The organism is Paraburkholderia phytofirmans OLGA172 (assembly GCF_001634365.1).
In the GTDB taxonomy this organism is placed as follows: Bacteria; Pseudomonadota; Gammaproteobacteria; order Burkholderiales; family Burkholderiaceae; genus Paraburkholderia.
In genome coordinates this window covers 1557863-1578608 of the sequence record NZ_CP014578.1, presented here as the reverse complement: position 1 = coordinate 1578608, position 20746 = coordinate 1557863, and the positions used below count along the sequence as shown (strand labels likewise).

Here is a 20746-nt window from a genome sequence, read left to right as displayed (position 1 = left end):
AGCGAATATACGGTCATTCGGTGCGCGCGGAGCCGATCGACGGTCGATCAGTTCGTCGCGGCGCCTCTCAGACAGAATCTCATGGCGATAAATACAGCAGCAGTAGTACCGGAGCGCCTGGCACGCAGCGCGGGCCAACAACCTCTGTACTCTACGCTCGCGGACATTCTTTCCCGCGAGATCCACGAGGGCAAATACCTGCCGGCGAGCACGTTGCCGTCGGAAAAGGAACTGACCGAGCGCTATGGCGTCAGCCGGCAGACGGTACGCTTTGCCTTGCGGATGCTGCGGGACAAGGGACTGATTTCCTCGTATCCGGGCATCGGGACTATCGTGCGGGAGCCCATGCAGAAACAGGGGCGCTTCAACGCGGTGAATTCGACGGAAGACCTGCTGCAGTTCGTCGGCAACACGGAGATGCATGCGCTCGCGATCCGAGAGGTCGTCGTGGATGGACCGCTTGCCGAGCAGATCGAGTGCAAGCCGGGTCTGCTGATGTCGGAAGCGACCTTCCTGCGGAAGACGCCCGGTTCGGATCTGCCGATGAGCTATGTGCGGATCTACGTGCCGCCACGCTTCGCGGCCGCGCAGGTCAAGCCGGCCGTGTCGAACAGTCCTGTCTATCAGAACATCGAAAAAATGTTCAATCTGCGGGTGAGCGAAATCCGTCAGGACGTGACCGCAACGGTGCTGGACGAAGAACTGGCCGAGGTGCTACAGGCACCAGTGGGCGAAGCCGCGCTGCAGATCACGCGCTTCTATTACGACGCGAACCAGTCGCTCGTGCAGGTCACGGTGAGCTATTACCCGCGCAGCCGCTATACACAGTCGGCACGCTTCCGGGTCGCGGACGACGAGGCGTAACGCTTCGAGACGTCAGCCTTTCGGGAGATGCACGATGAACGCATCTCCCAAAATCCGGGTGGACCGCCATGGACGCCATGCGGTCATCACGCTCGCCAATCCTCCCATGAACGTCGTGTCGGCGCCGCTGACGCGCGAACTATATGCAGCGCTGCGTGACCTGGAGCGCGACAACGAAGTGCGCGCGCTCGTACTGACGGGCGCCGGCGACCGCGCCTTTTGCGCGGGCTCCGACATCACGGAGATAAAGGACCTGCTGACGCCGGGCGCCGTTCTGGAGAAGAAACTGATTTTCCAGAACAAGGTGTTCGAGTTGCTCCGCTGCTTTCCCAAACCCACGATTGCCGCGCTCAACGGCTACACCTACGGGGGTGGCCTCGAGATCGCCGCATGCTGTGACATGATCGTCGCAGAGGATCACGTTCGCCTGTGTCTACCTGAGATCAAGCTCGGCCTGTTCCCAAGCAGCGGCGGGACGTTCCGTATCGCCCGCAAGATTGGCGAGGCGCGCGCGAAAAGGATGATTCTGCTGGGCGAACCGATCGATGCCCGTACCGCGCTCGATTGGGGCCTCGTGACGGAAGTCGTGGAACGAGGCACAGCGTTGACTTCGGCCGAAGCGCTCGCTGCCTCGCTCGCGAAGCAGCCGGAAAGCGCGATGCGGGCAGCGAAACTTCTGATCAACGCCTGCTTCGACACTTCCGAGGCCGCGCTGGTTGGCCAGTCGTTGACCGCCAGCGACCAGATCTTCTGCTCCTCGGACGCAAACGAAGGCGTGACAGCCTTCCTCGAGAAGCGCACGCCGACATTCCGATAAATCAATATGCGCCGCGTCGCACGTGCGATTCCTACATAGTTCGCATTCCGAATCAGGTGAAACGATATGACTTATCCATTTTTTAAACCGTTGCGGATCATCGAGAGTTCCGCGTTTATCGCGGCGCCGCTGGCCGGCCTGGCGCTCGCCCAGTTCGGCGCTGACGTCATCCGTATCGACATGATCGGCGGCGGCATTGATTATGGACGGATGCCGCGCATGCCCCATCACGAGGGGCGGGGCCGGAGCCTGTACTGGACCGCGCTGAACAAGGGCAAGCGCTCGGTGGCAATCGACCTGCGTACACCGGAAGGACGCGAGCTGATCCAGGCGCTCGTGACCGCGCCCGGCCCCGAGGCAGGCGTATTGCTTACCAATATCGGCACGCCGTGGCTCCGGCACGACCTGCTCGCCAGCCGTCGTTCCGACGTAATCACGTGCACGATTCAAGGCAACGGCGATGGCAGCACTGCGGTGGACTACACGGTCAACTGCGCGACGGGCTATCCCGCGGTCACCGGCGGCGGATCGCCGGAGAAGCCGGTGAATCACGTCCTGCCGGCTTGGGACATCGCGTGCGCGTATCAGGCGGCGTTTGCCGTGGCGGCAGCGGTCGACCACCGCCGTCGCCTCGGCGCGGGCGCGGAGTTGAAACTCGCGCTATCAGATATGGCATTCAGCACGCTGTCTCATCTCGGCCTTTTGGCTGAAGCGGAATTGCTGCAACAGGACCGGCCATCGATCGGCAATCACCTGTACGGCGCGTTCGGACGGGACTTCGGAACCGTGGACGGTATTCGCATCATGGTAGCGGCGATTTCCAGCGGTCAATGGAAGGCGCTTGTCCGCTGCTGCGACCTAGGCGAATCCGTCGCCGCTTTGCAGGCGCGCATGGACCTCGATTTCTCCGATGAAGCGCAGCGCTTCGAGGGCCGCAACGCGATCGCGGACCTGATCGAGCCGTGGTTCGCGAGGCGAAGCCTTCGGGAAGCAGCGATGGCGCTCGATGAGCACAAGGTCTGCTGGGGCCAATACCGGACGGTGACCGATCTGCTTGCCAACGATCCACGCGTCAACCTCACCAATCCAGTGTTCGAGCGCATGGTCACGCCGGGTATCGGCGAACACCTCAGTGCGGGGGCGACGGTGCGGGCCTCGACCATGGAGCGCAAGCCGACGAAACCCGCGCCCTGGTTGGGCACGCACACAGATGAAGTGCTGAGCGAAGTGCTGAGCCTCGGCAGCGCGGAAATCGGGCGGCTGCACGATGCCGGCGTGGTTGCCGGTCCCGAGCTTGATCCGACGGCAAGCTAACAACCCCACTACATACCAGCGACGCACTGACGACGCACATTGGAGGAGATATCGATATGGACTCGAATACTGCAATACCTGAGACGGATACGGCGAAGAAGCGCTGGTTGATCATCATGCCGGCGGTGTTTCTGATGTACATGATTTCCTTCTTCGATCGTGTCAACGTCGGCATGGCTCTTCCGTACATCACGAAAGAGCTGGATCTGAGTTCGGTGCAGGCAGGCTGGATCGGCGGCGCCTTCGCGTGGGGCTATATCGTGACCCAGTTGCTTGCCGGCTATCTCGCGCTTCGGGTGGGGCCGCGTCGCCTTATCGGGATCTGTTTGATCCTCTTCGGCGGCATCGCGATCCTGACTGGACTCGCCCGGACTTTCCAGGAGCTGCTCGCGATCCGGTTTCTCCTTGGTCTGGCCGAAGGTCCGATCTACGCCGCTTCGTCGATGCTGCTGGCCCAGTGGTTCATCAAGTCGGAGCGGGGCCGTGCATTCGGAATCTGGAACCTCAGTGTCGCTGCCGGTGGGTTCCTCGCCGGGCCGATATCGGCCGCCGTGCTTGCGCACTACAACTGGCGCGTAATGATGATCGTCGAGGGATTGCCCGCGTGGCTCTTCTGCGTCGCGTGGTTCTATGCGATTCCGCGACGCCTCGATGCCGCGCGCTGGCTGTCCACGCCAGATCGCGAAAAGATCGAGTCCCACCTGGCCGAAGAGCAGGCCGCGTACAAAGACACAAACGTCGATTCATGGCTCACGATCTTCAAGGAGCCATCGGTCTGGATGCTGATGATCGGATTCGCCTGTAGCCAGATCATCCTGTACGGCCTGACGCTGTGGCTTCCGACGATCTTCAAATCCGATAACAGGATCAGCGGGATGATGGTTGGCGTGCTATCTGGCGCACCGTTCGTCATGTCGATGCTGGGTATCTACTACATCACGAGTCGATCGGATAAGCATGGCCAGGAGCGTCGCTGGCACGCCGCGATCCCGATGATCATCTCCGGCGCCGTGCTGATCGCACTGGCAATGACGCCCGCGCACCTCCTGTATCTCCAGATCGCCCTGATTCTGACTATCGGATTCATGCTGAAAATGCCGACACCGCTTATCTCCTCTTACCTGACGGAAATCCTGCCGCTTCGGAAAGCGATTCCCGCGGTCGGCGTGGTCGTCGGCGGCGGCAGCTTTCTCGGTCAGTTTCTGGGGCCATTGCTGGTGGGCTACACCAAATCCATTTCGACGAGCTTCGGCCCTTCGTTCATCGCGCTGGGAATCTCGGGTGTATTCGGAGGAGTCGTGCTTCTTGCGGCCCGCTCACGAGCAAAGAAAGCGGTGACACTCCCACCGACCAAGTTGGCCAAATCATGAATACAGTTCTCTTCAGTGACGCCCCGACCCAGAGCTCGAGAATGGATATGGATAACCTTTTTCCCGGCTGGACCCACCGGACCGAAGTCTTGCGACAGCGCATCGATCCGTCGGCAGTCTCGGCGCTTGCCGCGACCCTCGATTTTACGATCGAGCATGCCGAAGGCAAGCGGTTGCCGCCGGGTTGGCATTGGTTATTTTTCAATCCGGTTGCACGACGTAGTTCACTGGGCGAGGACGGGCACCCGATCCGCGAAGCATCGAGCTTCTTGCCGCCAGTACCTCTGCCACGCCGTATGTGGGCCGGGAGCCGGATTCGCTACCTGTCGGAGCTCCCGATCTGCGCAGAAGCCACACGTTCCAGCCGCATTCTGCACATCACCAACAAGGAGGGGCGAGCCGGCCGCCTTTGCTTCGTGACCGTCGAGCACCGCATCGCGATCAATTGCAAGGGAAAACCGGTGGATTACATTGTCGAGGAACAGGACATTGTGTATCGGGAGGCCGTCCAGCCAATATCACGGCCCGCAAACGTAGTCGCAGCGCCCGATGCGCCCGTGCAATGGCGCGAGCGCCTGACGCCTGACAACACAATGCTCTTTCGCTACTCCGCGCTGACATTCAACGGACACCGCATTCACTACGATCAGTCGTACGCCCGCGACGTCGAAGGCTACAGAGATCTTGTCGTTCACGGCCCGCTGACGGCCACCCTCCTGCAAAACTTTGCCCAGGACTGTAAGCCTCAATCGAAATTGAGCGCGTTCGAGTTCAAGGGCCTGAGTCCGTTGTTCGTCAACGAGACTTTGGAACTGCAGGCGTGGTGCGATCCAGATGACGGCAGCCGCCTTAACATGCGCGCCGTTGACAGCAGAGGTGCGATCGCAATGCAGGCCACCGCCCATCTGGAGGACATGTGAATACCACAATCATTCGCCCATCAGTCAGCAGCTTGCTGTTCGTACCCGGGGATCGTTTCGATCGCTTCGACAAGGCAGTCGCCACAGGCGCAAGTGGCGTCATCGTCGACCTGGAGGATGCCGTTGCGCCTCAAAACAAAGCCGCCGCACGCGAAGCAATCTTCCGTTGGCTTTCTTCGGATCACGCAGAAAGTGCTGAGATCATCGTTCGTATCAACGGGCCAGAAGCCCAGTGGCACGATGAGGATCTGAGCTTCGTGTCAGAGTTACCGTCTTCGGTCACGATCATGTGCCCAAAGTCCGAGCCTGATACGGTGCGCGATGTAGCCAGGCGCATCGATGGTCGGCACGCACTCTACGCGTTAGTCGAGACGGTCGCTGGGGTGCTGGGTCTGCGCGATATGGCAACCGTCAAGGGACTTCACCGTTTTGCTTTCGGCAACGTAGATTTCGGCGTCGATGCGAGCATCACAGTCAGTGACGACGAAATGGAACTGGCTGCGGTGCGCACCATGTTTGTCCTTGAATCGCGCCTCGCCGGGCTCCCTGCTCCGGTGGACGGCGTAAGCCTGGAATTGAGGGACCAAGCTCGCATCTCAGAGCATGCAGCACGCGCGAAACGCTTTGGATTCGGCGGGAAGCTTTGCATTCATCCGGCCCAGGTTCTCGCAGTGAACGCAACGTTCTGTCCTTCTACCGCGGAAATAGAGTGGGCGCGTAATGTTCTCGCAAAATTTGGTGCCAGTGGTGGCTCGGCGGTCGCGCATGAGGGCGAGATGATTGATCGACCGGTAGCCGAACGTGCCGCGCGAATCCTGGCGTCCGTGCCGTCGACTCGTTGAGGCAAGAGAAGCCAGCGACAACGCCAGAATGTTTTCCATATTGAGCGGCTTTTCCACATCTGTAAGCTGACGTTCCAGATTGGGATGCGGGGGACCGCTTTTGGCCGAATTCGGTCCCATGAACATGTACGAAACCGATCGGTTCGGTACATCCCCTGTCACATATGTACGAAAGTAAGTGTTTCGTAGTACCGTACGGTATTCAATAATCGTACGTCGGTTTCGTACATATTAGAGAGCCGGATGTCGCGAAATTTCATTTATGCCCGCGTCAGCACCACAGATCAAAACACCGAAAACCAAGTACGCGAAATAGCGGCGGCTGGCTTTGCGGTAGATAAGCGACGCATTGTCACCGAAAACATTAGCGGCAGCGTCACGGCCAGCGAGCGTCCACAATTCACTCGTCTGCTGGATCGACTTGAACCAGGCGATGTGCTCATTGTCACGAAGCTTGATCGCCTCGGCCGTAATGCGATGGACGTACGCTCGACGGTAGAGCGCCTCGCGATTGATGACATTCGCGTCCATTGTCTCGCTCTTGGAGGCGTGGACCTGACAAGTGCCGCCGGGAAGATGACCATGGGCGTTCTCATCGCAGTTGCAGAGTTCGAGCGTGACTTGCTGATCGAACGTACTCACGCCGGGATCGTGCGCGCCCGTGCAGAAGGAACGGTAATGGGACGCCCTCCGGCGTTGACGGCTATGCAGCAGGCCGAAGTCATGCAGCGTTTGGCAGCGGGCGAATCCGTCTCTCAGCTCGCGCGCGATTACGCCACAACGCGGCAATCCATCATGCGAGTAAGGCGAAAGGCAGAGCCGGTCTGACGTTATGCGTCAAATAGCGCTGGAGTTTTCCCGCCATTTATCGCCGAAGATCACAGCTACGCCCCCTGCAAGTGGCTTAGCGTACGATTTTTTCCGAATTCTGAGACGACCCCTAAATGATCGGATTCCTTCTTTAAAGTCCTCAGTGGCGAACACTGTCTCCTGCATGGCGGGAATGGCGGCGATTGCCTTCTCCTCGCCGTCACGGGCGTAGATCAACGCCGCTCCTTTGGTTGTACGCAAGCCGATTGGTGCACATTTGCAGATGAGTCGCGCGATCTCGATCGCCCGCTCGCGATGTTGTCCATACGGCAATACTTCTTGAACAAAGCCAATCCGTAGAGCCTCCTGCGCCCCGAATTCGTCGCACAGAAACAGGTGGTACATCGCATTACCCCAACCGGCACGCTCCACATAACGGAAGTGCGCACCACCAAGCGGCGCAATACCCCGCTTGGACTCGAGTTGACAGAACTTTGCCGTGTCAGCCGCAATCACGATGTCGCTCGCGAGCATCATTTCGATGCCGATCGTGTAGGTGATGCCGTGCACGACGGACACAACCGGCTTCTTGCATCGACGCGCCAGCCCGAACGGGTCTACTTGGTCCGGGGGGATCGGCTTGGCCGTGGCTTCTGGCCCAAAGAATTTGGGCATATCTAAACCCGCGGTGGTATGTTCCCCCGCCGGATCGAGTACAGCAACCCACAAGTCGTCGTCGTCATCAAACGTCGTAAGATGTTTTGAAAGCTGGTCGAGCAATTCAGGGGTGATGGCGTTTTTTTTTGCTGCGTTGTCCAGCGAAATCAGGCACACGTGATCGTCGATGGTCATCCTGACTTCCGGTGTTTTTTGCTCCGTGCTCATAATGCTTTTCCTTTGACTTGGTTCCGATACCTGATTTGGCGATTTAACCGACTGTCACGAGGCTGGCTCCGGCAAGCACCAAACTGCAACTGGTAAGGGCCACCGCCCGGCATTTGCGCAGCGTGCAACGGTAGCCCGAGCGGATCCACAAATATTTCCATCTTGAACCCGTTCGATATGCCGCCTGAGCCCACTGGATTCATGGGGGCTCAATAACGTCCATTGATTATGCTAGCGCAATCAATGAACGCGGCTAGCAGTATTAGCGAACATCAGCATAAGACCACCTCTCGACCTACGATCGCAAAACGCGCATGGCCTCGGTTGAGCTCAAGCGCCGGCGGATCGACACATTCGGGAGCAACGAATCGAGATCAATCCAGTCCTCCCAAAAGCCCGTTCAACTCCTGAATCCTCAGCTCGCCATCGCGGGTCTGGCCACCAATCTCCAGGAACTTGCGCATATTGCGCCGCCCACCTTCGGTACGGATCAGTTGCTGAAACAGATAGCTCTCGTCTCTGAAGCCGTCAGCTATCGGCTTGTCGGCAGAGTCGATCGCCTGCTTGGCCAGCCGAACGGCTTCGGCCGGGAACGAGGCGATGCGGTGCGCCAGCCATTCGACATAGGGCCCGATCTGCCCTGGTCCGAAGGTGCGGTTGAGGTAGCCCCAGCGTTCAGCGGTGTCGGCGTCCAGATCGGCGCCGCCCAAGATCACTTCGACCGCGCGGTTGCGACCAATGAGGCGCGGAAGGCGCTGAGTGCCCGTGCCGCCAGGCAGGATACCGAGCGCGACCTCCATCTGGTTCACGAATGTCTTGCCACGCACACCGAAACACATATCACACGACATCGACAGCTCGCTCCCGCCGCCACCTACGCGTCCCTCGAGTTGTGCAATCGTGACCTTGTTCATCAGGCGAAAGCGTTCGCACACGTCGTGAAAGAACGCATTGAAGTAATCCTCGCGGCGCGCAGGAGCATCAACCGGGAACTGGAGAATCGCATTGACGTCGAAGTGGGAGAGGAAAAAATCCGGATTTGCGCTCCTGAGCACAACCACCAGAAGATCTTCGTCGGCTTCCAGTTGGGCGGAGAGCCGAGTGAGTTCACCCATTAGCTCCGCGGTTATTAAATTGACCGGAGGGTTGTCGATTGTCGCGTAGGCGACCTTCCCTCGTATCTCTACCTTGATTAGCTTGTAAATGTCGTAAGCCATGCTTCTCCTCTCCTTGCTCCAATCGGGGATTACGCGACCGTGTAACCCCAAACTCAGACCGTCAAGCTGGCGTAAGGTGTTGCTTGAACCAGTCGCAGGCGGCCCCGCTTGCCGCAGCGAAATCACCCACGTACGGATCGAAGTGTCCGCCGGCCAACGTCACCAGCTTCTTCGGCTGCAACGCCCTCTCATAAGCGACCAGCGCTTCGTCGGCTACCGCGCAATTGTCGCGCAGGGCAACGATCATCAGCAGCGGCGTCGGGCTGATGAACGCAATCTGCGCGCCCGGCTCGTACTCCGCCAACATCTCGACCGAGCGCAGCGTGACTTCGTTCTTCCACGACGGTGCACGCAGTTTGTGCGTCTCGGTGAACCATTCCCAAGCGTCGGCCATCGGCATGACGGCGGGGCCGCTCAGGTCCTCGGAGACAACCGGCATCATGGCTGGAGGCTCGCCGAGGTAGCGGGCGCGCCGGTCTTGGTCGAACATTGCCTGCATGCCGGCGAGAAGGTCGGCACGAACCAACCGCCGCACATTGCTGTAGCCCGTGACCAACGGTACCTGCGAGACCACACACTTCACCCGGCGGTCGACCGCCGACACGACCAGCACGTGGCCGCCGCTATAGCTCGAGCCGAAGACCCCTATCCTCGCCGGGTCGGTCTGGCTCAGCGACTCCGTGAACGTGATGGCATCCCGGTAGTCGCGAACCTGCTGCAGTGGATCGACCTCCTGTCTGGGCGTGCCGTCACTCGCGCCGAGGTTGCGATGGTCATAGACCAGCGAGGCGAAGCCGGCGCGGGCGAAGGCCTCGGCGTATTGATCGAGATACATCTCCTTCACCGCCGAGAAGCCGTGGGCCATCACGATGGTCGGAAATCTTTCCTTGCTCTGGGTCGGTACGTAATGCCACCCCCTCAAAGTGGTACCGTCCTGGGTCTTGAACTCTATGTCGGTTTGCACATTCGTCTCCTTCGAAAATGAACGCAGGCCACACTGTCCGGCATGACGTCTTCGAGCACGTAAGTGCTCGGGGGCTCGCTGGTGACGCGACACCCCGGCACGGTCGTGTCTGGTTGCCCCGACCATAGGCAACTGGGGGGGTGTCTTCGAGTCTGCCGCGATTGGATTCCTGGTGGATTCCGCTTCCCACGAGCTTCGCGCCACGCGACGCGTATGCCGGGGATCCGTGGAGCATTTTTCAGCGGATGCCGCTTTGCGAGTGCGTCGGGGCATGACTTCCAAGGGTGTCATCGAGTTGCAATGCCTCCCCGTGGACTTTCGGTTCGCTTTCCACTGTCGTCTCCTGTTTCCGTACGCTCGGTCTCGAGTTCAGCGGGGTTTGTCGGTGGAGACAACGATAGCTTAGAAGCCGATGAAGGCGGTTGCCTGTCAGTGCAAACCGAGTTGACTGGCAGTGCACTCCAAGAGGTGCCGGGAAGCGGCTAATGTATCTAGCGTGATGACGCTTCAGCCTATTTTTTCGTTCCAGGACCAGTCGATACAGTATTCCGCTTTCTATCTCGATGCCTTGGAGATTTTCAGGATCGCTTAAAAGGCTTCCCCAAGAGGGCGGTCGTCCCGCGTACACCGACACTGACGGTTCAGCGGTCCGCATAGGGCAGCGGTCCGACACCACGCGAAAGTGGACTCACAGGCAACGCAAACTGCGCGGACGGCCAGACGCGCTTTTCCACTTGTAGGCGTCCCTCTTCGGCGTCCCGTCATCAGTGTGATGAGGGAGCCGCCATAGTCACGCTTAGAGGACTGGTCGAAGCGGGCAGATGTGGCCCCCGTTTGCTCAATCGGAATGCTTCACGATTCCGGCCATTTTTCGGACGTCACCTGGCGACATGCCAAACTTTTCTTTGAACGCCCGGCTGAAGTGACTCGTCGAGCTGAATCCCCACCGGTAGGCTATGTCCGCTATGCGCTGGCGGCTGTACGCACTGTCGGTCAGCGCGTCCCTGCATTTGGATAGCCGCTTATCCTGTATCCAGCCGCTGACAGTTGCACCGCTGTGATGAAACAGCATATGCAGATATCGCAACGAGATTCGGTTTGCTTCAGCAATCCTCGCTGGCGTCAGGTCCTCATCCTGCAAGTGATCGAGGACATAGTCGTGGACGCGACTGAGCATAGACGCGCTTGCGTCAAATGACGCGGATGGCTGCAGGTCCGATAACGCAATGCCTATAAATTCAAGCGTTGAACGGCTCACCGAACCTTTGAGCCTCGAATCTAGCGTCGTGATTTGATTGGACAGAGCCAGCAGGTGAACCGCCAGCAAACAGCCGACGCCTGTTCGGCTCTCAATTTTGCCACCGACGGGTGGAGACTTTCGTTCAGGCATACGTTCGCGCAGCAACGACCAAGGTACCATCAGCGTCATCTTGTGCAGGCGTTCCAAAACTTCGAACTGCACTGCCAGATCCGTCCTCCACACCAATAAGTCCCCGGAGACCGCCTCCGCACCGGTGTCGCCGATCTTGAATCGTTCCCTGCCCTCAGTGGTCAGTTGAATACCGACGAAGAGCTCGTCGTCACGTCGCATCTGGGCACGCAGCCGCTGTCCCGAGCACGGGTCGCAGACTGTTTCGACAAGTTCAGCACCGCCGAAGTCGTGCCTTTTTACATTCGCGTAAAACGTCGCGGGTAGCCGGCAAGGCACGTGCCAGTCTCGATAGCTATTGCTTAAGACCGACTCCCACGCATCCGTCTTGTCGGCGGGGGCCACGCCCAAAGTGCTCCACTCCATTGTTGGTTTGGGTCTCATACGTTGTCTCCTGAGGCATTTAGTGCTTCGTTCGTGGAGATGTTCACAGCGAACTGTAAAGTTGGACCACTGTAGAATAGCGCGAGATCGCCCGACCGAACAGCTATTGAGTGGGCATGAAACCAATGGACTCATGCGGCATATCGAACGGGCTCGTGCTGGAAATATTCTCGGTTCCGCTCGGGCTCCCGTTGCACGCGGCGCAAATGCCCGGCGGTAGCCTGAGACGAGAGTACTGTTCGAATTGATTGCGGAGCGATACGAGCGACGCAGTCTTCTGACCACTGCCAACCAGCCGTTCTCCGGCAGGACGGATGCCGCCCGACATTCTCTGCGGTCTGGCCGGTGTTGACTTGAGGGAACACGGTTCGCCCAACGAGGAGCTTTACGTCAAGATGGCGGTGGCTCGCTCAGTTGAATCAGCCCGTTATCAACGATGTTTAAAGTGGTGTCGCATCGACAACTGGTTCGGCCGAAGAAGAAAAAACATCCGCGTAACGCAGGCGGACCGCATTCAACTTCTGCAAAGCTAAACAGAGCTAACTTGTGGCGTCGCTCCCGACGCCAAGAGGTATCCTTTCTTTGGTTCGCCAGCTGCCAATCTTTTTGCAGAACATTCAACCACCTGAATCTGTTTCAGCGAACTTTTCTCGCAGCCACTTCTTGTTCAATTTCCCAACACTGGTCTTCTCGAGCGCATCAACAAACTTGATGGTCTGTGGCACCGCATATTTCGAAATAGTCCCCTTCTCGCTAAACGTGAGAACGTGTTGCCGAATCTCTTCCTCAGAGACGAACACTGTGCCATCCATCTTCCGAACCACTAAGGCCGCAGGCCGCTCTCCCCACTTTTCGTCCTTGACCCCGATCACAGCCACTTCGGCCACGCCCGGATGTTGAGAAATCAGACCTTCGACTTCCAGCGACGAAACCCACTCGCCGCCCGACTTAATCACGTCCTTAATACGATCTGTTACCTGCAAATAACCGGCTCGGTCGATACGGGCGATGTCCTGAGTATGGAGATAGCCACCTTCCCACAATTGCTCGGAAGCGTCCGGATTCTTCAGATAACCCTGAGTCAACCAAGGTGCACGCACGACCACCTCCCCACTCGCGCTGCCGTCCTGAGCAACATCCTGCATATTCTCGTCGACGATACGCAACTCGACGAGTGGAACAGGCAATCCTGTCTTACATCGTATCGCCACTTGGTCCTCGATTTCGAGAGACGCGTACCCAGGCTTCGATTGAGCGAGGGTCAGGATGGGACAAGTCTCAGACATCCCATACCCAGTAAAGACATCAATTCCTCGGTCAAGTGCGGCGCGTGCCAATCCCTGCGTCAATGCGCCGCCTCCAATGACGACCTTCCACTCGCTGAAGTCGGCCTCTTTTCCCTCGGCGCAATTTAGCAACATGTGCAAGATAGTGCCCACACAATGCGAAAACGTAACGCCCTCGTCTCGCACGAGTTTCACGATCTGGTCCGGGATATATCGTCCGGGATAGACCTGTTTGACGCCTAGCACCGTAGCGATATATGGCATACCCCACGCGTGGACATGAAACATCGGAGTGAGCGGCATGTAGACATCACCGCGGTGGAACCGCTGTTCGGACTCAGGACTGGATAGCGCCGCCATCACGGAGATCGTGTGTAGCACCAACTGCCGATGTGAAAAATAGACGCCTTTGGGCATGCCAGTGGTGCCGGTAGTATAGAACGTGGTCGCTCGCGTGTTCTCGTCGAAATCAGGGAAGTCGTAGCTACTGGAACTTGACGCGAGTAGGCCCTCATATTCCCCGGAAAACGGAATGGTATGCGGAGATCGTTCATCACCTTCGTCGGATATCCAAACAAACTGACGCACCGACTCCAGTTTGTCCTTGATTGCTTCCACGACCGGCAAGAAGTCGGTGTGGACAAGAAGAATTTCGGCGCCAGCGTGGTTGAGCGTGTAAGCTATTTCTGCCTGAGACAGCCGCACGTTCACCGTTTGCAGAACCGCCCCCATCATAGGGACCGCGAAGTAGCACTCAAGGTATCGATGGCTGTCCCAATCCATCACGGCTACGGTCGTCCCCATCTCGACACCGAGCTTCGTCAGACCGTTGGCAAGCTGCGCGATCCTCTCATACACCTTCGAATACGTCATACGTACCCGGTCACGATACACGACCTCTTGATTTGGCGCATGCATCAACGGTGTGTGCAAAAGGCGCTTTATCAGCAAAGGATACGTGTACGCCGAAGGCGTCAGCTCGGTCAGATCGCTTTGCATCTATGTCTCCTTGTATGTTCGGTCAATCGACTCTTGATAGTCGTATTGTGTAAATCCGGCAATGCACATCGCGTTAAATCGCGCGGACACACCGACGGTCGGCTTCCGGTTCAAGCAGCAGCAAGCAGCAAACCTCTACGATTCTTCAACTCAACGCAACTGGTTACTGACTTGTCTACCCATGGCGCTGGACCAATGCTCAAACCCTGAGAAATTTGACCGTCCTCCGGGCGAGAAACCGGAACAGAATGTACGTACAAAACATTCTGCCGTTTTCACTCTATTACCGCCGCACAGTCAGCTCTCTCGAAGCACATCTCCGAAGCGTTTGCAGTTCTCCTCAATGGCCTCTTGCGCAGCCGGCGACCATCTCCCCATGTCAAAGAATCCGTGTATCATCCCCTCGCATCTTTTGACTTCCGCCCATACGCCGGCATCGCGCAATGCATGTCCGTAGGCCTCGCCCTCGTCCCTCAGGGGATCGAATTCCGCGGTCACGATGACCGCCGGTGGCAGCCCAGAGAGTTGCGATGCGTGCAGCGGTGCGAGCCGCGAATCCTTTGCATTGCACTGTTCGCCGATATAGTGGCTGTAGAACCACTCAATCGACTCCGTCTCGAGAAAGTAGCCAGCGCCATTCTCCGCCCGCGATGGATAAACTGCGTCCGGCTGAGCAACCGCCGGATAAATAAGGAATTGACCCGCCAGTGGAATGCCATCCGCTTTGAGCTGCTGCGCAACAACAGCTGACAGGTTGCCACCTGCACTATCTCCAGCGACAGCGACGGTATCATTGCCGCCAAGGCGCTGCGCATTCTCGGCCACCCACTTCGTAGCTGCCACGGCGTCATCAACGGCGGCCGGGAATCTGTGCTCGGGCGCAAGCCGGTAGTCGACGGCGACGACCACCGCCCGGCTTCCGCGACAGACGTCACGGCTCATGTTGTCGTGGGTGTCGAGGTCACCGATGACAAAGCCTCCTCCGTGGAAGAAAGCGATCGTGGGAAACGGTCCTTCGCCTTCCGGGCGATAGACACGTGCTCGTAACTGGCCGACCGCACCAGGAACCGAGATGTCTTGGACGCTCCCCACCGGAACCACCTGCTCCTGAGTCCTCGAGTCGAAGGTCAAGGCACGATAGCCTGAACGAGCCTCAATAGGGGTGCTTTCGTGAATTTTCTTGCCGCCAGCTTCGACGACTGACGCGAGAACAGCGGCTATATTTTGATCAACTGACATAGGATTCTCCGAGATATCGCGACACCTTGATTCAGTCATAAATGAGAACCCCGTCATCAACGCTGGTGACCGGAAGGGTGTCACGCTCCTCGTAGTACTCGCGCATATGGACCCACGGTTCACGATCCCCCTGCCTGAACATCATCTCCTGGGCGCGCATGAAATAGCCTGCGTTGAAATTCTCCGGATTGGCCCACGGCAGCAGCGGCATATCCTCGTCTTCTGGACGGAGTGTCGGCACCACTGTTGTGGCCTCCCGCGTGTCCATATGGGCGAGCAGTCGGCACACGAAGTCGCTGACCATGTCGACCCGCAGGGTCCAGCTGAATCGTAGATAACCAAACATATACGACATGTTCGGCACGCCACTGATCATCAAACCGCGATACGTGACTCGTTTGGTAAAGTCCACCGGCTCGCCGTCGACGCTGAAATTGACGCCACCAAATAGACTGAGTTCAAGGCCAGTCGCAGTAACGATGATGTCCGCTTCGATGGCCTTCCCTGACGAAAGCGTGATGCCCGTCTCCGTGAAGCACTCGATCGAATCCGTTACCACCGACGCTTGACCACCGCGGATAGCCGCGAACAAATCGCCATCCGGAACCGATGCGACTCGCTGTTGCCACGGGCGATAGCTGGGATTGAAATGAGTGTCGACGTCGAAGTCTTCGGGAAGATGGGCGCGCACACCGTCGATGAGAAGTTTGCGAAGCTCATCTGGCTGCTCGAACGACATTTTGGCAAGGTCTTCAATCTTGGCGATATGAGCACGCCGAAGAATATCGTGGGTCCACTCTTCTGGAACCTTCAGTGCACGCAGGGGTGCTGCTAGCTCATGCTCCCACGGTTGCGTGGCGAAGAAGGTCGGTGAACGCTGAAGCATCGTGACGTGCCCGGCAGTCCCGGCGAGCGATGGAATCAGGGTTGCAGCGGTTGCACCCGAACCAATAACGACGATCTTTTTCCCGGTGTAATCGAGGTCTTCAGGCCAATGCTGCGGATGGATCACAATACCCTTGTAGCGATTCAACGTCGGCCACTCGGGTGTATAGCCTTTCTGATGGTTGTAATAGCCTTGGCATATCCACAGGAAGTTGGTCGTCAAACGCAACGTTTCCCCAGTGTCCACTCGAGTCACGTCCACGGCCCAACGATTCTCTTGCGAAGACCAGCTCGCTGAAGTCACCTTATGCTGATAGCAGATGTGCTGGTCGAGATTGTTTTCGCTGATGATATCGTTGAGATAGTTCCGAATCTCATCTGATGTGGCAATCGACCGGCCCGGCCACGGCTTGAAGCGATAGCCATAGGTATGGAGGTCACTGTCGGAACGCGCGCCAGGATAACGGTGTGTCCACCACGTGCCGCCGAAGCCCTCCAACGCTTCGAGTATCTTGAAACTGCGATTGGGAAACTGCTGACGCAGGTGGTACGCCGCCCCAATTCCAGAAATTCCCGCACCGATAATGAGTACGTCAACGTGCTCATTAGTGGTCGGCAACGATTGCAGACGCGTGTCGCTCATGATGTGTCTCCTTTCAATTTTGATTGATGCCACTGCAGTATCAGATCACGCACGGTGCGGCGGCTTGATCGCCGATTTCGTCGCCACTGGAACGCTCTCCACGTCGTCGAAATGTTGATTTAGTATCTCAAGGTGACAGCCGGAAATTCTTGACAAACAAAGACATATCTTTGACATTCTGAGACATGCCTACCTTCGTTCGTGCCAGTGGTCTCAGGGGATATGTCGATCTGATGCGCTCCCTAGGTGAAGACCCTACCAACCTGCTCCGGCGCTTTCGCATTTCCCTCGAACAGCTCGAGGATGAGGACGCATTGCTTCGCCTGAGATCGGTCGTACAGCTGCTCGAGGAGAGTGCGACAGCGACGCAGTGCGATGACTTCGGGCTGAGGCTTTCACACAATCAGGACATCACCGTTCTCGGGCAGGTTGCGGTAGTTGTGCAAAGCGCAGCCACTGTCCGGGAGGCACTGAACCTGATCAAGCAGTACCTCTTCATTCATAGCCCGGGCATACGCCTGTCGATCAACGAGAAAAGTCGTTTAGTCGATCACGCAGTTGAAGCCTCCTTGGAAATTCAGCTTGAACGTCCAACCGCCCATCGGCAAACCATCGATTTGGCTTTGGCGGATTTCTATCAGATGGTGGTTCTATTGAACAACGGTTCGCAGGGGATTCTCGGGGTGGCACTGCCGCACAAGCCGCACGCCGCAGAGTCAATTTACAGGCAGTTTTTTGGTTGCAAGGTATCGTTTGAACAACCGATAGCTGGGCTACATCTTGAGCGCAGTATGCTCAACAAGCGTTTGAGTTCAACCAACCACGCGATACGGGAGATTGCCGAGGAGTACCTGAGAAATCGTTACGGTACGCCTGGCGATACGGTTAGCCATCAGGTTCGCCAACTGTTGTCGAGGACACTCGGAGCGGCCCATAGAAACAAAGAGGACGTTGCACAAATGCTCGCAATTCACCCTCGAACCCTGCAGCGCCGGTTGGAGGATGAGGGTACGAGCTTCGAGGTCGTACGGGACGAAGTGCGTCGTGAAGAGATGCTTCGCTATTTGGTCGAGACGGAAATTTCTTTGGGGCGCGTGACGGAGATTCTTGGTTACTCGGAACAGTCGGCAATGACAAGGGCCTGTTCCCGCTGGTTCGGAACATCACCCGCTGCGCTACGCCGAAGCAAAATCAAGCATGCGAAGGTACGTCGCCAGCGAGGGTGAGCGTTTGCCTCGACTTTCAATATTTACCAAAACGATCAGATCACCCAAGCTTGTGAGCTATGGAGATTGGATTGCCTCTGTTGCGAGCACGGCCACATGAGTATCGAGACTTCATTCGAGCCGGATACACAGCTTGCAGAAGCCGGCCCGCCATGCGTGCATGAGTGCGCTCGGCATTGTCACGGTAGCTGGATGTGCTGGTAAAGTGAGGCGAGGAAGAACTCGAAGCCGCTCTATCACCGCCATCGCTTCCCGGGCGGCGTCATCAGTTGCGCAGTGGGCTGGTATTGATATGACTTTGGGTGTCAATCGCGAAGTTGGTTTCCAGGTTGCATCGACGCATGAATTTCCTGAGGGCGGCGCAGCAGTAAGTCTCGACGGTGGATCACACTTCTATGAGCGAGATTTTGTCAAGATCGCTTTCGCCGGTATCTTCATACCGTGTCTCCGGCGTAGCCTCCGTCTGAAGTCGCCCTTGCGCTCGTGAGATGAACCAGCATCGCCGGGTAGCCAGGCGCGGTTGCCCGCACCTAGCCCCCTAAGAACTGTACGTGCAAGTTTCCCTGCATACAGCTCAAGCCTCTGCCAAGGCATCTTTCGACACCCGCTTTCACAACTTATTTCCGGCGTACTTTTGAATTCCATGACAACCGGGATGGTGCAGTTGAATGTTGCCCGCTGCAATCGACCCACCGTCGGTTCTTTTCACAATGAAGCGGGTGACCCAAGGGGTTCCTATTGCGATCGGTTCCTGACAGGTCGGACACAGGCCATCCTGCCTCAGCCAGACCCGGTAGAGCTTCGCGCGGCCCCTTGGCAGGTTCATCATCCTCTTGCCCCATCGGGTCTCGAAGTATGGTTCCCACTGTGGGTCGTGCGGGTTAGCCCCGGCCTTGATCTTGACATGCCGCTGTATCGGCGTGTCCGCCGCTTTCAGCAGGACAAGCTCCTTCTTCCCCCCATCCTCTTGTTTTTCGGTTGTGGCAAATACCCAGTTGCGGGTGCCTTGGGTTTTGAAGTATTTATCTTTGACCCAGCGGGCGCCTTTCTCTGGATGCCGTCGAACCGCCCATTGCCACAGCATTGACCAGACATATGTATCAACCCGAGCAAAGGTTTCCTTGGCGACCACATGGCGGTGATAGTTCGCCCAGCCCCGCAAAATCGGGTTGAGCAGGCGTATCAAGTTTGCTTGTTTGGCCGTCTTGTTGCCTTTGATGACTTCCCGGATCTTGTCAAGATGCGCTTTGACGTTCGCTTTCGACGGTTTCATCAACAGCTTGCCGTTGTACTTGCGGATATTCCATCCGAGGAAGTCAAACCCTTCGTCGATGTGCGTTACCTTGGTCTTTTCCGGCGACAGGACGAGCCCACGTTCCGCCAGAAATGCGACCACCGCGGGTTTGACCTCGTGCTCCAGCCACTCTTTCGAGTGGCCAGTGATGATGAAGTCGTCCGCGTACCGCACCATGTGCATTTTCAGGCCTGTCCGCTTTGCCTTCGGAAACTTCTCTGCCAGCATCGCTTCGAGACCATCCAACGTCATGTTGGCCACTACCGGTGAAATAATTCCCCCTTGAGGGACCCCGGCATCGGTCGGGAAGAGTTCGTCCTGATACACATATCCCGCCTTGAGCCACTTCTGCAGGATCACCTTGTCCGTGGGGATGTTAGCGACCATCCATGGATGGCTGATTTCGTCGTAACAGGCCTTGATGTCGGCTTCCAGCACCCACTGCGCGCTTGTCTTTCTCGCGAGGGCGATGAAGCATTGTTCCCCCGCGTCGGCTGTTGAGCGCTCCGGCCTGAACCCATACGAGTTCGGGTCGGCAGTGGTTTCCGCAACCGGCTCCAGAGCAAGCAGATGCAATGCTTGCATCGCCCTGCAGCGCATCACGGGTATGCCGAGCGGCCTCATTTTCCCGTTCTTCTTCGGTATCATTACCCTCCGAAGCGGAAGAGCCGAGTAACCCCGTCTCTTCAACGACGCAATCGCGTTGGTCTTTGCCCCCGGTGTTTTCCAGATGACCTTGTCGACACCAGGGGTGTTCTTGCCTTTGTTTTCAGTCACCCGCTTGACGGCTAATGCCTTGCCGCTGAACGAGTGGGTCAGCAGCCATTGCAAGGCTTTCACCTTGTTGTGCCTGCCGGCCTGTGTCCACTTCACAATACGCGCTTGCAGCCGTCTTACCTGACGCTGGACATCGGCCCAACTGATGCCGTCCCATGCCACGCCGGAAGGCGCACACGCTGGTGTTGCTGCGTCCATTTGCTTCCCTTCCGTTAAGATGGTTCTACCTACTCTCTTGTGATGAGAGACCACGAGGAAGTTTGCCCGCTTTCGCGTGGGATGATGTTGCAACCCCTATCCATCCGATTACAGGATGGCGTTCGCTTTGTCCTCAATCCTTCGCCCGCATCGCCATGGGCAAGCCTTGCGGCTTGCTGTCCCCGAGGGGAGCGATACGGGATTTCCACGTTCCGCTTGCGAAAGCATGTCGGGTTAGGCGCCTGCTGTCGACCGGGAGGCGTATGGGTCACGAGAGCGTATAAGTGAAGACGCTCTTCCCACCTCCATTGCCATTTTGGCTCAAGCGCAGTAGCCACTTCCGCTTGTTTAGAATAACGACCTTTATCGCAGATTCACATGTG

The 20746-nt window shown here is 57.7% G+C and carries 17 protein-coding genes; 9 read left to right on the top strand and 8 right to left on the bottom strand.

The window, feature by feature from the left end; genetic code table 11:
* Window positions 1-81: 81 nt before the first annotated feature.
* The 7 genes from AYM40_RS06770 to AYM40_RS06740 all read left to right on the top strand — a co-directional run bounded on the left by AYM40_RS06770 (window position 82) and on the right by AYM40_RS06740 (window position 6955).
* On the top strand, window positions 82-864 hold the full coding sequence (locus AYM40_RS06770) for a GntR family transcriptional regulator (RefSeq protein WP_063497881.1): 783 nt from the start codon (window positions 82-84) through the stop codon (window positions 862-864).
* Window positions 865-898: 34 nt separating this feature from the next.
* Window positions 899-1681, top strand: a complete 783-nt coding sequence (locus AYM40_RS06765; protein WP_063495548.1) for an enoyl-CoA hydratase/isomerase family protein — start codon at window positions 899-901, stop codon at window positions 1679-1681.
* A 66-nt stretch (window positions 1682-1747) separates the two neighbouring features.
* Complete coding sequence (locus AYM40_RS06760; RefSeq protein ID WP_063495547.1) at window positions 1748-2995, top strand: CoA transferase; 1248 nt, start codon at window positions 1748-1750, stop codon at window positions 2993-2995.
* A 56-nt stretch (window positions 2996-3051) separates the two neighbouring features.
* Window positions 3052-4365: an MFS transporter gene (locus AYM40_RS06755; RefSeq protein WP_063495546.1), complete on the top strand. Its 1314-nt coding sequence runs from the start codon at window positions 3052-3054 to the stop codon at window positions 4363-4365.
* Between the two features lie 47 nt (window positions 4366-4412).
* On the top strand, window positions 4413-5285 hold the full coding sequence (locus tag AYM40_RS06750) for an FAS1-like dehydratase domain-containing protein (protein ID WP_082854975.1): 873 nt from the start codon (window positions 4413-4415) through the stop codon (window positions 5283-5285).
* A complete protein-coding gene (locus AYM40_RS06745) occupies window positions 5282-6127 on the top strand; it encodes an HpcH/HpaI aldolase/citrate lyase family protein (protein WP_236720908.1) in 846 nt (281 codons plus the stop codon). The genes AYM40_RS06750 and AYM40_RS06745 overlap by 4 nt, the downstream gene beginning before the upstream one ends.
* A 243-nt stretch (window positions 6128-6370) precedes the next feature.
* Window positions 6371-6955, top strand: a complete 585-nt coding sequence (locus tag AYM40_RS06740; protein ID WP_063495544.1) for a recombinase family protein — start codon at window positions 6371-6373, stop codon at window positions 6953-6955.
* Between the two features lie 9 nt (window positions 6956-6964).
* Here AYM40_RS06740 and AYM40_RS06735 read toward each other — a convergent pair whose 3' ends face one another.
* The 4 genes from AYM40_RS06735 to AYM40_RS06720 all read right to left on the bottom strand — a co-directional run bounded on the left by AYM40_RS06735 (window position 6965) and on the right by AYM40_RS06720 (window position 11816).
* A complete protein-coding gene (locus tag AYM40_RS06735; RefSeq protein ID WP_082854974.1) occupies window positions 6965-7822 on the bottom strand; it encodes a crotonase/enoyl-CoA hydratase family protein in 858 nt (285 codons plus the stop codon).
* A 374-nt stretch (window positions 7823-8196) separates the two neighbouring features.
* Window positions 8197-9039 (bottom strand): enoyl-CoA hydratase/isomerase family protein, encoded by an 843-nt coding sequence (locus tag AYM40_RS06730; RefSeq protein WP_063495543.1) that lies wholly within the window; start codon window positions 9037-9039, stop codon window positions 8197-8199.
* Window positions 9040-9100: 61 nt separating this feature from the next.
* A complete protein-coding gene (locus AYM40_RS06725) occupies window positions 9101-10003 on the bottom strand; it encodes an alpha/beta hydrolase (RefSeq protein WP_063495542.1) in 903 nt (300 codons plus the stop codon).
* An 838-nt stretch (window positions 10004-10841) separates the two neighbouring features.
* On the bottom strand, window positions 10842-11816 hold the full coding sequence (locus tag AYM40_RS06720; protein WP_063495541.1) for a helix-turn-helix domain-containing protein: 975 nt from the start codon (window positions 11814-11816) through the stop codon (window positions 10842-10844).
* Between the two features lie 314 nt (window positions 11817-12130).
* Here AYM40_RS06720 and AYM40_RS41730 point away from each other — a divergent pair, with 314 nt between their 5' ends.
* Entirely contained in the window at window positions 12131-12349 is a 219-nt protein-coding gene (locus tag AYM40_RS41730; protein ID WP_162493825.1) for a hypothetical protein, read from the top strand.
* Between the two features lie 84 nt (window positions 12350-12433).
* Here the strand turns inward: AYM40_RS41730 and AYM40_RS06715 are convergent, their stop codons facing one another.
* The 3 genes from AYM40_RS06715 to AYM40_RS06705 all read right to left on the bottom strand — a co-directional run bounded on the left by AYM40_RS06715 (window position 12434) and on the right by AYM40_RS06705 (window position 16868).
* On the bottom strand, window positions 12434-14101 hold the full coding sequence (locus tag AYM40_RS06715; RefSeq protein ID WP_063495540.1) for a fatty acid--CoA ligase: 1668 nt from the start codon (window positions 14099-14101) through the stop codon (window positions 12434-12436).
* A gap of 297 nt (window positions 14102-14398) precedes the next feature.
* Complete coding sequence (locus AYM40_RS06710; protein ID WP_063495539.1) at window positions 14399-15340, bottom strand: alpha/beta hydrolase; 942 nt, start codon at window positions 15338-15340, stop codon at window positions 14399-14401.
* Window positions 15341-15371: 31 nt separating this feature from the next.
* Window positions 15372-16868 (bottom strand): flavin-containing monooxygenase, encoded by a 1497-nt coding sequence (locus AYM40_RS06705; protein WP_063495538.1) that lies wholly within the window; start codon window positions 16866-16868, stop codon window positions 15372-15374.
* Window positions 16869-17053: 185 nt separating this feature from the next.
* Between AYM40_RS06705 and AYM40_RS06700 the strand changes: the two genes are divergently transcribed.
* The gene (locus AYM40_RS06700; RefSeq protein ID WP_063495537.1) at window positions 17054-18094 is read left to right on the top strand and encodes an AraC family transcriptional regulator; all 1041 of its coding nucleotides are present in this window, start codon (window positions 17054-17056) and stop codon (window positions 18092-18094) included.
* A 610-nt stretch (window positions 18095-18704) separates the two neighbouring features.
* Here the strand turns inward: AYM40_RS06700 and ltrA are convergent.
* Window positions 18705-20363, bottom strand: coding sequence for a group II intron reverse transcriptase/maturase (gene ltrA / locus AYM40_RS06695; RefSeq protein WP_063495150.1), 1659 nt, complete (start codon window positions 20361-20363; stop codon window positions 18705-18707).
* Window positions 20364-20746: the final 383 nt, after the last annotated feature.